Genomic DNA, 12,732 nt, shown 5'->3' with positions numbered 1-12,732 from the left:
TTTAGACGACCTCAATGGTGGTGGTCATACTGAGAATTTTAGCCAACCGCTCCCGGGGCAGTGTCCTAAGATAGGCATCCAGATTTTGCTGCATCCGGATTTCGGAAGCGGAAAAATCAATGGCGTCAATGGCCGGATGGAGGGGATGACGTTTGGTCAGCACCGCCAGCTCAATGTCCTCCAGCAGATCAAAGATCATGGCTGCTTCGGTGGGCTCCAGTTCGCCGGCGATGAGCAGGTCTTCCATATCGGCCAGGGTTTTAATCTGTTCTTTAATGATGGCCAGCTTGTCGTCGAAAAAACGGCAGGACAAAAACTCCATAATCATTTCCCGATAAGCCTTGTCATCCATTTTAATGCCCATATTGTAATGGACAATGGACTTGATATTAGGATTATACCGGGGCACAAAAACCTTATTAAGAGAGTGGGTGGCCAGACCCTGAAAAACAGTGGGGGTGATTTTCGGGAGGCTGGTTAGCAGGTACTTTTTCAGAGACCGATTGGTTAGTTTCAGATCGGTAATAAGTTCCCGGGTCGCTGTTTCCAACTGCGTTTGGAGCTCAGCCTGACTGTGATTTTTTAATTTTTTATCCAGCGCATTGAGATCGGCCGGGCTGAAATCCAGCCGGTCTGGGGGCGCAGTCAATAACTGACAACCCAGGGCATTTTGCAAAACCTGGGCACAGATATTATCGAGGAGATATTTGTAGGACGGATCATAACCGCTCATCACTTCATGGATAGTATCGGCATCAAAATAGGAACAAAATAGATTTTCATAATAGAGGCTTTCCAGATACTTGATGACGAACTCAACCCCGGCCAGATCCGTGACTGGATGGATCAGTTGATAGTCGATGTCACTGGGGATTTCATGGGCATGAAAATTGATTTCATAGCTTTCAAAAAAGGGCTTAAAACCCTGGTCAATGGTGAGATTGTAGGCTTGATTTGCGGTTTTTAGCTTGCTTTTGCAAACCCGGTTATAAAAATAATGGGCCACATTTATTTTTCGCTTCAGTACCGCTAAACCATATTCATAGAGTTTTTCAAGCGGTTCATTTTGGATATGAAAGATGGTGGTGTCTAGATCGGGCAGTGATTTAAGGTAGATGCCGATGGTAAAGAGGTTGGAAGCCATAATGCCCTGAGCGATTTCAACCCGGATCGAGCTGCTTTGGCCCCGGGTAAACCGCTCAGTACTGTCGGCCAGCAGTTTAAGACACTCCAGTTGAATACGTTCGGATTCTTTAGAACTTAGGACACCCTTGACATAGGCCTCCTGGAGCAGTGACTGAAAATAAAATTCGCCACTGAGCTTGTCGCCATCGATCATAGACTGTTTTTTGATCTTATTCTTCATCTTCATCCTCATCTTCCATCAATTTTTCACTATCATAAAGATCGTTATAATCAGGATCAAGTCCCAGCCGGACATTTTTAGCCATTCGTTCCAGTTCCCGATATTTAAGTTGATCCAGAGAACCCTGACAGACCCCATCATAGTATTTTTTCATATAGCCAATCAGATCATCATCGCTCATTAAATCCAGGGTTTCATTCTTGAAATAATAAAAGATTTCAACCAGCTCATTTATGATTTCTGCATAGCGATATTGGGCGATATAGGGGCTGTCGGCAAAGGTCAGAATGACTTTTTCAATAATTCCATCGCCAAATTCGACCCGGCCAACATTCTTCAGCGAATAGGAGCGGGTTTCAACCAGTTCCAGCGCCTGCTCTTCAGACAAGACCAGTGAATAGTCGGCCGTAATTTTATTACATAGCAACACTTCCGAAACGGCCTGTTTTTCAATCAGAAAATTATCAAACAGCATCAGTTCAAACGACATATGGTTACCTCCCGGGCTTACAAAAAAATAAATTAACTGTTGACAAAGGTGTCGAAATATGATAAGATAAGTTCATAAAATAATAAAATGGGTTATTTTGTTCATTCATTAGATGATACCACGAATGATTGGATAAATCAATAATTATTAATACAAAACAGGTGCTGTTAAAGAAACGGCACCTGTTTTTTGTCTTTAGTTGTCTGAGGTAGATAAACTAGCGTTTAGGTAACTTGATTTTTATTAATTCTATTGACGATCATTGCCTAAAAATGGCATACTAGAACTAATTGGATTGCGTCAAAAATCGAAAATAATTAAGAAAAACCATTTCTTTAAACAGATCATAATGTAAAACTGATATAATATTTAATTATCGTAAAATATTCTGCGCAAAAGCATACCTTTTCATAAAATTAGAGATAACAGGAAGAAATCACCACGGTTAAACGTTAACCTGATGATTGAAGAAGGAAAAATATGAATATAACAGTATTGAATATTGCAGTTATCCTGATTATTCTTTTTTTATTTGGTCTGGGGCTGTATTTTATTCTTAAAAGAGGCAGAAAAAGAAAAAAAGAACGGGAGATACGTCGGTTTAATGAGCTGGTTCAGACCTTCATCGAGTCTGAGGAGATTCCGGTATCCCTAAAAGATGATCAATTAAACTATATTTTTATCAACCTGGCCATGGAAGATTTTTATGGGATCAACTCCGAAGATATTATTGGTCAGGGTGATTTCGAAATCCTGGAAGAAAAGATGGCGATCAAAGAGCGAGAAACCGATAAAAAGGTTTTAGCGACCAAAACCTTTGTGACCGATGAGATGTTATGGAAGGGTAAGATTTTTAAAACCACCAAATTTCCAGTGGATCTGCTAAACGGCAAGTTTGGGGTTGGGGCCTATATCCGCTCGGCGTCGGAGAAGAATCGGGAAAAATACCTAAAAACATTGATGTCAATCAGTGATGGGGTTATGATTGTTGATCCCCTGGGTAAGATTGAGATGCTTAATAACACGGCGGAGGAAATGACCGGATGGCCGGTCAGAGAAGCGCTGGGGAAACACTATTCTCTGGTTTTCGTCCTGGAGGACGAAAAACAGGCGGATCTCGTGCCGGATCATATTGCAGAAGCCTTTCGAGATAACGCCATGAAAGAATTCGACACCCATGTGCTGCTGGTTTCCCGGGATGGAAGAAAATATCACCTGGAAGACAGTGTTGCCCCCATCAGTGACGAAGAGGGCCATATTGACGGAGCCATTGTCATCTTTAGAGATGTTACCGAAAAGAAAGAAAAAAGAGCGGCCATTGAGTATAACAGTTTTCATGATGCCCTCACCGGTTTATATAATCGACGCTTTTTTGAAGAAGAACTGATTCGCCTCAATACCGAAAGAAATCTGCCCCTGTCAGTTATTATTGGTGATGTGGACGGGTTAAAACTAACGAATGATATTTTTGGCCATGATGCTGGCGATGAATTGATCAAAAAGGTTTCGGAAATATTTAAAAAGGTCTGTCGGGCCGATGATATTATTGCCCGCTGGGGCGGAGACGAATTTGCCATTTTGCTGCCGCAAACCGAAAAAAAAGATGCCCAAAGGCTTTCGGATCGAGTTAAAGATAATTTCAGCAAAGAAAAAATTAAGTCGATCCAGGGAAATGTGTCCCTGGGTGTTGCGACAAAATATGAGCCGGAAGAAAATATTGAAGTCATTATTGCCAGCGCTGAAGACAACATGTATATGAAAAAAACCATAAATCGGGGGAAAAAGAAGGAAGATACCTTTAATAATATTCTCGATAAGCTGTATGGTGAATTGCCGGCCGAAGCTGAGCATGCCCGGAGAACCAGTGAAATTTGCAAAAAAATTGCCCGCAAAATGAATTTGTCTGAAGCTGAGATTAACAAGGTGTCAAAGGCTGCGTATCTTCATGATATTGGAAAAGTGGCCTTGGATAAAGAGATCGCCAGAAAAAATGAATATGTGATTGATGACACCTATAAAGAGATGAAAATGCATCCGGTGGTTGGCTTTCGGATTCTCAATGCCTTTGATCATACCGTCGATTTGGCCAATATTGTTTTGGGACATCATGAACGTTGGGATGGAAGCGGCTATCCCCAGGGGCTCATGGGTCAAGAAATACCCAAGCTGGCCCGGATTATTGCAGTCGGAGAACGATTTGATGATATGACAGCGGAAACGGACTATCGACCAGCGATCAGCATCGATGATGCACTGGAGGAAATGAAACGGAATGTAGGGACCCATTATGATCCGGAGGTTGTTGCGGCCCTGGAAAAAGTGATTCGTGACGAGCGAACTTATACAACTAAAATAACCCGCTAAGGGTACAAAAAGGCCTCAGTAATATATCATTGCTGAGGTCTTAAATGTTGTTCAATAACTTTGCAGAAAATTTTTACCATGCCGGGATCAAATTGGGATCCGGCACAGGAGATAATCTCGTGGATGGCTGTTTCAGGGGAAAGGGCACTCCGGTAGGGGCGGTCATTGGTCATGGCGTCGTAGGAATCGACAATTGATAAAACTCGACATTCAATCGGAATATCTTCACCGGCGAGGCCCAGGGGGTAGCCGCTACCATCCCATTTTTCCTGATGTTTTAAAATCAGATGGGATATTTCTTTTAGTTCCGAGGACTCATTGGCAATCCGCTCGCCGATGGCGCAATGGGTTTTCATCACCTTCCATTCGTCAGGGGTTAAAGCACCGGGTTTTTTTAAGATACTGTCGGGAATGCCGACCTTGCCGATATCATGGAATTTGGTCAGCAACTGAATCCGATCCATGACATTCTGGGGTAAACGAAGCGCTTGTCCGATAAGGGTGGCAAGAGTATCCATGCGACTGGTATGGCCTTCGGTGACATAATCTTTGGCTTCCAGGGCCTTCATCAGTGTTTTAACCAGATTGTTTCGGGTGCTGGATTCTTTTAGCAGCTTGTTCTGATACATATTGTTGTCGGCTTCCTGAAAGAGAAAGTTGGTATTAACCAGGCCGCAAGGGTGATAGGAATAACCGTAGGAAAGGGATATTTTAAAGGTTGCATCCGGCAGTTCATTTAAGCACTTTAAATGGGCATTCATTTTTTCCAGTGCGGATTCAATGGTATCCGAGTGCTGATTTTTGACAATGACCCCGAATTCATCACCACCAATTCGGGATACAATTCCCAATGGTTGAAAACACCGGCCAATGACCTGACTGGCCGAGACAATCACCTGATCGCCCAGCAAATGTCCCAGTGTATCATTGACAAATTTGAGGCCGTCTATATCCAGCAATAAAATGGTTAAATTTTTGATGTCCCGGTTGTTGAGCTGTTCCAATTCAGCCTCAAAGAAGCGGCGGTTAGCGATATGGGTCAGGGTATCTTTATCCACCAGATCCCGGAGTTTCTTTTCCATGATGACCCGTTCGGTCATATCCCGGATCATAATCAGAACTTCATCAAAGCTGGAAATCTGAACCCGGACTTCAAAATAATGAAGGGAATCTTTAAAGGTCATCGAAAAATAATAATCCGATAAAACCCGGGTTCGCATAACCAGGTCAATCACCTGCTTTAAATCGGCCATCAGAATCGGATTGCGCATGATTTCCAGAAGGGCATACGATCCGGTATTCAACGAAGGATTAAGGGGTGTAATCTGTCCTTCGCCATTGCTGATCAGCAGAATATCGGGGATGGTGGCGATTAAAGCTCGGGTTCGGCTGTTGATTCGTTCCAGATCCAGCAGTTTTGTTTGGAGTTCAGAGTAGTAATTCTTTTTAAAAGAGTTTTCCCCCAGGCCGATTATCGTTTCCCGGGTGATCTCTTTTTTATTTTTGTGATTCCAAGACTCGTCCATAAATCATTCTCACCTCTTCTTTTGTCAAGACTCTGGGATTGGTCACCATGCAGGGATCATTGAGAGCGTTTTCTACCAGATAGTCAAGGGTGCTTTCTTTGAGATTTGGCACCATAATACTGGCAGGAATACTTAGGTTTTGCCGCATCGAAGCGATCCGGGTCGTAATCATTTCAAGCAGTAAATAATCACTGACATTATCTACCAGCAGACCAAGTTGTCTGGCGATATCCCGATAGCGGTCAGGTACAGTTTCAAAATTAATGCGGATAATGTGCTCAAGCAGAATGCTGTTACATTCGCCATGGGGTAAATCCAGAAGCCCGCCCATGGAATGGGACATGGCATGGACAGCACCGAGACTGGCATTGGAAAAGGCCAATCCGGCCTGGAGAGAACCCAGCATCAGCTGAAACATCGTTTCAATGCTTCGTGTAGGGGTAACGGATTGTTCGACGGCTTGATTAATCAGACCAATCGACTCCAGAGCATGAACGTCAGTCAGGGCTGAATGGGTATTGGATACATAGGCTTCGATGGCATGGGTCAAGGCATCCATGGCAGTACAGGCAGTTAAATAGGGATCCATGGACATCAACGGAACCGGATCGATCAGGGCCAGATCGGGAACCACCTTTTTACTGATGATCGCCCGTTTAATATTGGCAGCAGTATCCTTGATAATGGCAAACTGAGAAACATCGGCTGAGGATCCGGCAGTGGTGGGAATACAGATCAGCGGTGGTCCGGGCATCTGAACTTCATCGACCCCTTCATAATCCAGGACATTGCCGCCGTTGGTAGCCACAATACTGATGCACTTTGCGCAATCGATGGCACTGCCACCGCCAATGGCAATGATCAGGTCGCAACCCAGCGATAAAAAAAGCTTTGCTCCGATCATCGCTTCGATATCCTTAGGATTAGGGGTGGTTTCATCGAAAACACACAGTTTTTCAACATGGGGCCGGATCTGATCGATGGTTTCGTGATACCAGTCAAAGTCATGAATATTTTTATCGGTTACAATCAGCGGTTTTTTGGCATTAAAATGAGATATGTAACGACCAATCAACAAACGGGCATCGACACCGATGATTATTTCCGGGATCACAAATTTTCTTAGTTCCAGTAGGGTTTCAGCCATAACAATAACCTCTCATTCTCGTCTGAAAATCTGTTACTTAAGTATAACAGTTGGAATTCTTTCTGTAAACATTTCGCTGATGTAAAATATCATTATCAAAGAAAGGTTTATCTATTATAGGTACCCGCATCCGATAAAAATTAACGTAAATTTAACCGGATGATAACATTAATGACCAACTCCCATGGTTATAATTTGTGACATCAACAATGGGGAGGAATGTGTTTGGATATCAATCAGAATAAAGAAGAAGAGCGGTTGAGAGGAGAGCTCTTGGAAATACTCTATCAGAAGAAAATCAGCACCGTTTTTCAGCCCATTGTGTCATTGCAAGACGGAACCGTCCATGGTTACGAGGCGCTGAGTCGGGGGCCGGTTGCTTCGTTGCTTCATAATCCGGATATGCTGTTCAAATGTGCCCAGAAATTCAATAAGCTTTGGGAGCTGGAATTTTTGTGTCGGTCAAAAGCCTTTGAAGCGGCCTTTAAAATCGAAAGCGAGTTCAAACTTTTTTTAAATGTGAACCCTAATATTATGCAGGATGTCCAATTCAGAAAAGGATTTACCCGGGAGTATCTGGAAAAATTTGATATTGATCCCAAGCGTATTATTTTCGAGATTACCGAAAGCGAGGCCATTAATCACCTGGCGGATTTTATTAAAACCATTGACAATTATAAAGAGCAGGATTATCGGATTGCCATCGATGATGCCGGGGCCGGGTATTCGGGATTGAATTTGATCTCGGATATTCATCCCAATTATATTAAGCTGGATATGAAACTGATCCGGGATATCGACAAAGACATGACAAAACAATCTCTGGTAAGATGTCTGAATGAGTTTTCAGAATATACTGAAACGGCACTGATTGCCGAGGGGATCGAGACGAAGGAAGAACTGCTGACACTCATCGAAATTGGGGTTTCGTATGGACAAGGTTATTTTATTCAAAAGCCCAATGGAATTCTAAATTCAATCTCAAAGGATGTGCTTGAAATTGTTATGAAAGAGAATGCCAGGAAAAGAAAGTTGTTGGATAATCGGGTTCTTGATGATCGGATTGAGAGCATCTGTAAGCAGGAGAAAACCATATCGCCGGATATCCTCGTTTCACAGGTTCATGAAATGTTTAAAGAAAATGAAACCCGCTCCGGCTTTTGTGTGGTTGAAGATCAGCTTCCGATCGGGGTGATTACCCGAAACGCCCTTTATAAACGGATTAGCGGTCAATACGGCTACATTCTTTATGCCAATAAACCGGTTCGCAATATCATGGATACCGATTTTATGGACGTGGATTGCCTGGCCACCATTGATGTTGTCGGGAAAAATGCGATGCAGCGGGATTTTGATAAAATTTATGATTTTATTGTGGTAACCCGGGATAATCAGTTTCAGGGCATTGTGACGGTTAAAGACCTGATGGAAAAACTGATCGAAATTGAGTTTGTCTATGCGAAACACCTGAATCCGCTGACTGAACTTCCGGGAAACCTGATGATTGAACAACAGCTGGAAAAGGCCCTTAAATCCAAGGACAAAAAAACGATTCTATATTTTGATCTGGATAATTTTAAGGCTTATAATGATTTGTATGGTTTTGAAAATGGCGATCGGGTGTTAAAGGAATTTGCTGAGATCTTAAAAACCCGGATTCCAAGCGAGTGTTTTATTGGTCATATTGGTGGGGATGACTTTATTGCCATTGTCCCCAAAAAGAAAACCGAGCAGCTGTGTATCAGTATCATGCATGCCTTTAACGAGGCCGTGATTAAATATTACAGTAAGGAAGACATTGACAAAGGCTATATCACCTCCAAAGATCGCAAGGATGTGGAGGAGAATTTCCCCTTTTTGTCAGTTTCAATTGCCGGTGTGGCCAGCGATCACAGCAAAACGATTTTTGAACTGGCCGAAACAGCCGCAAAAATTAAAAAGAAATGCAAGAAAAAACCGGGTAGTAATTACCTGTTGAGTTAAACCGGGCAGTCCAAAAACAGATGCGCAGAGCGTGTCTGTTTTTTTTCGGCAACAGGACTGAGAGCTTTGATGATTGAAGCTTTTGGCAAATGGGTAAATAGGGTTTGAGATAAAGAAACGAGGTGACCAAAATGGAAAAGGAATTAAGACCCCAGGTTGTGGTCAGTAAATGCATGGGCTTTGATGCCTGCCGATATAATGGACAAACACTGCCGGATAAGTTTGTCGAAAAACTAAAAGACTATGTGGACTATCATCCGGTTTGCGCCGAGGTGGAAATTGGCCTGGGGGTGCCCCGCAACCCGGTTCGCCTGGTGATGGAAAACGAGCAGCTTGTTTTGTATCAACCAGCCTCGGATACCGAATATACCGGAGAAATGATTGCCTTTAGTGATGCTTTTTTTGACAGCCTGAAGGCCGTGGACGGTTTCATTTTAAAAGGGCGTTCACCATCCTGCGGTACCAAAGACGTCAAAGTTTATCTGGGTAAAGCTAAGACCACGGGTTCGATTAAAGGTCAGGGCATTTTTGCGGGTCAGGTATTTAAACGCTATCCTTATCTGGCCATCGAAGAAGAGGGCCGGTTAACTAATTTTAGAATTAGAGAGCATTTTCTGGCTAAACTCTATACGCTGTGCCGTTATCGCCAGGTGGAAAAAGCCAAAACAATGGCGGCGCTGGTTAAATTTCAGGCCCAAAACAAATATTTGCTGATGGCTTATAGTCAGAAAGAGCAGAAAGAATTGGGCCGAATTGTTGCCAATCATGATAAGCTACCACTCGAACAGGTCTTTAGTAGCTATAAAGCCCATCTTGGCATTGCTTTTTTGAGAATTCCCCGGTATAGTAATTATATTAATGTGATGCTGCATATTTTTGGTTATTTTTCAGAATACCTTTCCAGTGGCGAAAAAAACTTTGTATTGGATAGTTTTGAAAAATATAAGAGCGGGAAAATTCCCCTCAGTGTACCGATCAATGTCCTTAAGTCTTATGTCATTAAATATAACGATCCCTATCTTCTGGAGCAGACCATCTGGGCCCCGTTTCCGGAAGAACTGATGGATATCAGTGATTCGGGAAAAATGGAAGATCTGATCAGGAAATAAAGGGAATTGTTTTCCAGCTCAATTTTATGATATGATTGGATAATGAGGTAATAATGAATATTTATGAAATGCCCGGATTTCCCATGGAAAACGAAGTGACATCGGTTCTGGCGCAGAACGATGTGGTCCGGATTGAACGGATTGTCAGTACCGGCCAAACGTCTGACTGGTACGATCAGGCGGAAACCGAATATGTGATTTTATTGGAGGGACGGGCTCAACTGGTATTTGAAGGCAACAAGACAGTCGTCCTGGTAAAAGGGGACACCCTGTTAATCCCGCCCCACCAGAAGCATCGGGTCGCCTACACCTCAGCCGATCCGCCCTGTATCTGGTTATGCGTGTTTTATTAGGTTTGCAAAGAAGGAGCATAAATGATGAAGAAACTAGGCTTAATGATAATGGTACTTGCTATTGCCGGATCACTGCTGATGGGATGCAGCACCGCCAGCAAAGGAACGGAAAGTGAAAAAAAATGTTGACCGTTGGGATGGAACTGGCTTACCCACCCTTTGAAACAAAGGATGAGCAGGGCAATCCCAGCGGGATCAGTGTTGATTTGGCCTATGCACTGGGTGAATATCTGGGCCGGCCGGTTCAGATTGAAAATACCAATTGGGATGGACTGATTCCATCACTGCAGACGGGCAAGGTAGATGTGGTTATTTCGTCAATGACCATCACCGATGAACGAAAAGACGTGGTGGATTTTTCGGTGCCTTATGCCAAGTCCTATCTGGCGCTGCTGGTTAATAAAAATGCCAATATCAATCAGGCCGAAGATTTGAATCAGCCAGGCAAAGTTGTGGATGTTAAAAAAGGAACCACCGGAAATATTTATGCTACAAAGAATCTAACCAATGCCACAGTTAATGCGCTTTCATCTGAAACTGCCTGTGTCACTGAAGTAACCCAGGGAAAAGCGGATGCCTTTATTTATGATCAGCTGACTATTTACCGCCAAAATAAAGCCAATCCGGATACCACTAAAGCCATTCTGATTCCCTTTCAGGACAGTGAAAGCTGGGGAATTGCGGTGAATAAGGGGAATGAAGAACTTTTGATACAAATAGACAGTTTTATTGAAGAATTCAAAGCTCAGGGGGGCTTTGTAGAATTGACCGATAAATACCTGAAGGAAGAAAAACAAACCTTTGATGCACTTGGCTTTCCATGGTTTTTTGATTAAGGTGATCGATGAAACAGACAGTTAATAAAGAACCTTCATTAGCAAATAAGGTGGTCAGTGCTATTTTTGTGGCCGTCGTTTTGATTGGATTTCTCTGGTTTTCAGTGAATTCGATTGGACTGGAACTGGATTTTTCTACGCTTTACCAATATCGGCAGCGACTTTGGGAAGGTTTTTTGATGACGGTAATTATTTCGATAGCCAGCTTGTTTGTCAGTCTGGTTATTGGTTCACTCACTGCCATGGGACAAAATTCGAGAATCCTGATTATCAGTTATTTTTGCCGGGCCTATGTTCAGATTATTCGGGGAACGCCATTACTGGTGCAGATTTATTTTTTTTACTATATCATTGGCACTGCCTGGGGTGTGGACAACCGCTATGTGGCCGGCGTGGTGATCTTATCGATTTTTGAAGGCGCTTATATTTCCGAAATCATCCGCGGGGGCCTGGCAAGTATTGACCGTCAACAATATGAGGTGGCCAGGTCGATTGGGCTGACACCGGTAAAAACCCTTCAGCTGGTTACTGTTCCGATATTAATGGCGCGGATTCTTCCCGCCCTGGCGGGTCAGTTTGCCTCGATTATCAAGGATTCTTCATTATTGTCGGTGATCGCGGTCATCGAACTCACCCAAACAGTTCAGGAGATTTCGGCAGATAATTTTAGAATGTTTGAAAACTACCTTTTTGTCGGGGCCTTATACTTTATTCTGACCTTCGGTGTTTCGCTGTTTTCCGGGGTGTTGGAAAGGAGGTATAACCATGAATATCGAGTTAATCAATATCTGTAAAACCTTTCAGGATGAACTGGTCTTACAGGATGTATGTGGTTCCTTTGATATTCATTCCATTGCTGTGATCGGACCATCCGGGGGTGGTAAATCGACCTTGCTCAGGATCATCGGGGGGCTTTTGGCGCCCGATTCCGGCAGCTTGAAAATCGATGGAGAGATCATCGGGTTCAGCAATAAATATCTGCAAAGCTATCGTCGCAATATCGGGTTCGTTTTTCAGTCCAAAGGGTTGTTTGAACATCTTACTGCGCTTGAAAACATCATATTACCGTTGGTACACACATTTGGGATGGGTAAATCTCAGGCGCTGGAGATCAGCAGTAAACTTTTTGAGCGGTTTGGCTTGACTGATGAAAAGAGTAAGTATCCCTTTCAACTTTCGGGCGGTCAGCAACAGCGAATTGCCATTGCCAGAGCGGTGGCGGTTAAGCCTAAACTGTTGCTGCTGGATGAGCCAACCTCAGCCCTGGATCCTGAATATACAGCAGAGGTATTGAATATGCTGGGAGAATTGCAAAATGAGGGGCTTAAAACGATTATCGTCACCTACGAAATGGGTTTTGCAAAAAATGCCTGTGAGAAAGTTGTTTTTTTAGCAAATAAACAAATCATTGAAAGCGGCAACAGTTCCCGGATATTCAAAAATCCGCAAACCGAGGAACTGCAAAATTTTTTAAATAAAATTCTTGAATGGAAGGTTTGATCAAGGTGCTGCGACCTTTTAAGAAACCGTAAATTTGATTTAAGCACGGAGGTTGATC

The 12,732-nt window shown here is 43.1% G+C and carries 11 protein-coding genes; 7 read left to right on the top strand and 4 right to left on the bottom strand.

Going from position 1 to position 12,732, the window contains the following annotated elements:
- Position 1: 1 nt before the first annotated feature.
- Together CHL1_RS16125 and CHL1_RS16120 are read right to left on the bottom strand one after the other, a co-directional pair.
- The gene (locus tag CHL1_RS16125) at positions 2-1,366 is read right to left on the bottom strand and encodes a DUF6179 domain-containing protein (RefSeq protein WP_250934020.1); all 1,365 of its coding nucleotides are present in this window, start codon (positions 1,364-1,366) and stop codon (positions 2-4) included.
- Complete coding sequence (locus CHL1_RS16120; RefSeq protein WP_250934019.1) at positions 1,356-1,856, bottom strand: DUF6323 family protein; 501 nt, start codon at positions 1,854-1,856, stop codon at positions 1,356-1,358. Before CHL1_RS16120 ends, CHL1_RS16125 begins: the two co-directional genes overlap by 11 nt.
- A gap of 480 nt (positions 1,857-2,336) precedes the next feature.
- Between CHL1_RS16120 and CHL1_RS16115 the strand changes: the two genes are divergently transcribed.
- On the top strand, positions 2,337-4,220 hold the full coding sequence (locus tag CHL1_RS16115) for a sensor domain-containing diguanylate cyclase/phosphohydrolase (protein WP_250934018.1): 1,884 nt from the start codon (positions 2,337-2,339) through the stop codon (positions 4,218-4,220).
- 26 nt (positions 4,221-4,246) lie between these two features.
- Here CHL1_RS16115 and CHL1_RS16110 read toward each other — a convergent pair whose 3' ends face one another.
- Both CHL1_RS16110 and CHL1_RS16105 read right to left on the bottom strand, forming a co-directional pair.
- Positions 4,247-5,746 carry a bifunctional diguanylate cyclase/phosphohydrolase gene (locus tag CHL1_RS16110; protein ID WP_250934017.1) on the bottom strand — a complete coding sequence of 500 codons (1,500 nt, stop codon included), beginning with the start codon at positions 5,744-5,746 and terminating at the stop codon, positions 4,247-4,249.
- A complete protein-coding gene (locus CHL1_RS16105) occupies positions 5,718-6,893 on the bottom strand; it encodes an iron-containing alcohol dehydrogenase (protein WP_070370964.1) in 1,176 nt (391 codons plus the stop codon). The genes CHL1_RS16110 and CHL1_RS16105 overlap by 29 nt, the downstream gene beginning before the upstream one ends.
- Positions 6,894-7,118: 225 nt before the next feature.
- Between CHL1_RS16105 and CHL1_RS16100 the strand changes: the two genes are divergently transcribed.
- The 6 genes from CHL1_RS16100 (at position 7,119) to CHL1_RS16075 (ending at position 12,674) form a co-directional block, all read left to right on the top strand.
- The gene (locus CHL1_RS16100; protein WP_250934016.1) at positions 7,119-8,876 is read left to right on the top strand and encodes a GGDEF domain-containing protein; all 1,758 of its coding nucleotides are present in this window, start codon (positions 7,119-7,121) and stop codon (positions 8,874-8,876) included.
- Between the two features lie 131 nt (positions 8,877-9,007).
- Entirely contained in the window at positions 9,008-9,985 is a 978-nt protein-coding gene (locus tag CHL1_RS16095) for a YbgA family protein (protein ID WP_148638145.1), read from the top strand.
- 53 nt (positions 9,986-10,038) lie between these two features.
- Positions 10,039-10,338 carry a cupin domain-containing protein gene (locus CHL1_RS16090; protein WP_148638144.1) on the top strand — a complete coding sequence of 100 codons (300 nt, stop codon included), beginning with the start codon at positions 10,039-10,041 and terminating at the stop codon, positions 10,336-10,338.
- A gap of 122 nt (positions 10,339-10,460) precedes the next feature.
- The gene (locus tag CHL1_RS16085; protein ID WP_250934015.1) at positions 10,461-11,174 is read left to right on the top strand and encodes a transporter substrate-binding domain-containing protein; all 714 of its coding nucleotides are present in this window, start codon (positions 10,461-10,463) and stop codon (positions 11,172-11,174) included.
- 8 nt (positions 11,175-11,182) lie between these two features.
- Entirely contained in the window at positions 11,183-11,968 is a 786-nt protein-coding gene (locus CHL1_RS16080; protein ID WP_148638143.1) for an amino acid ABC transporter permease, read from the top strand.
- Positions 11,940-12,674 (top strand): amino acid ABC transporter ATP-binding protein, encoded by a 735-nt coding sequence (locus tag CHL1_RS16075; protein ID WP_250934014.1) that lies wholly within the window; start codon positions 11,940-11,942, stop codon positions 12,672-12,674. The genes CHL1_RS16080 and CHL1_RS16075 overlap by 29 nt, the downstream gene beginning before the upstream one ends.
- Positions 12,675-12,732 lie beyond the last annotated feature (58 nt).

It is taken from the genome of Acetobacterium wieringae (assembly GCF_023700225.1).
Classification (GTDB): domain Bacteria; phylum Bacillota; class Clostridia; order Eubacteriales; family Eubacteriaceae; genus Acetobacterium; species Acetobacterium wieringae.
This window is presented reverse-complemented; position numbering and strand designations above follow the sequence as displayed.

Excerpts from the sequence above, each read along its gene's own strand:
- CHL1_RS16110 (WP_250934017.1), bottom strand. The coding sequence starts at position 5,746 with ATGGACGAGTCTTGGAATCACAAAAATAAAAAAGAGATCACCCGGGAA.
- CHL1_RS16090 (WP_148638144.1), top strand. The coding sequence starts at position 10,039 with ATGAATATTTATGAAATGCCCGGATTTCCCATGGAAAACGAAGTGACA.
- CHL1_RS16080 (WP_148638143.1), top strand. The coding sequence starts at position 11,183 with ATGAAACAGACAGTTAATAAAGAACCTTCATTAGCAAATAAGGTGGTC.
- CHL1_RS16115 (WP_250934018.1), top strand. The coding sequence starts at position 2,337 with ATGAATATAACAGTATTGAATATTGCAGTTATCCTGATTATTCTTTTT.
- CHL1_RS16120 (WP_250934019.1), bottom strand. The coding sequence starts at position 1,856 with ATGTCGTTTGAACTGATGCTGTTTGATAATTTTCTGATTGAAAAACAG.
- CHL1_RS16085 (WP_250934015.1), top strand. The coding sequence starts at position 10,461 with ATGTTGACCGTTGGGATGGAACTGGCTTACCCACCCTTTGAAACAAAG.
- CHL1_RS16105 (WP_070370964.1), bottom strand. The coding sequence starts at position 6,893 with ATGGCTGAAACCCTACTGGAACTAAGAAAATTTGTGATCCCGGAAATA.
- CHL1_RS16095 (WP_148638145.1), top strand. The coding sequence starts at position 9,008 with ATGGAAAAGGAATTAAGACCCCAGGTTGTGGTCAGTAAATGCATGGGC.
- CHL1_RS16075 (WP_250934014.1), top strand. The coding sequence starts at position 11,940 with ATGAATATCGAGTTAATCAATATCTGTAAAACCTTTCAGGATGAACTG.
- CHL1_RS16125 (WP_250934020.1), bottom strand. The coding sequence starts at position 1,366 with ATGAAGAATAAGATCAAAAAACAGTCTATGATCGATGGCGACAAGCTC.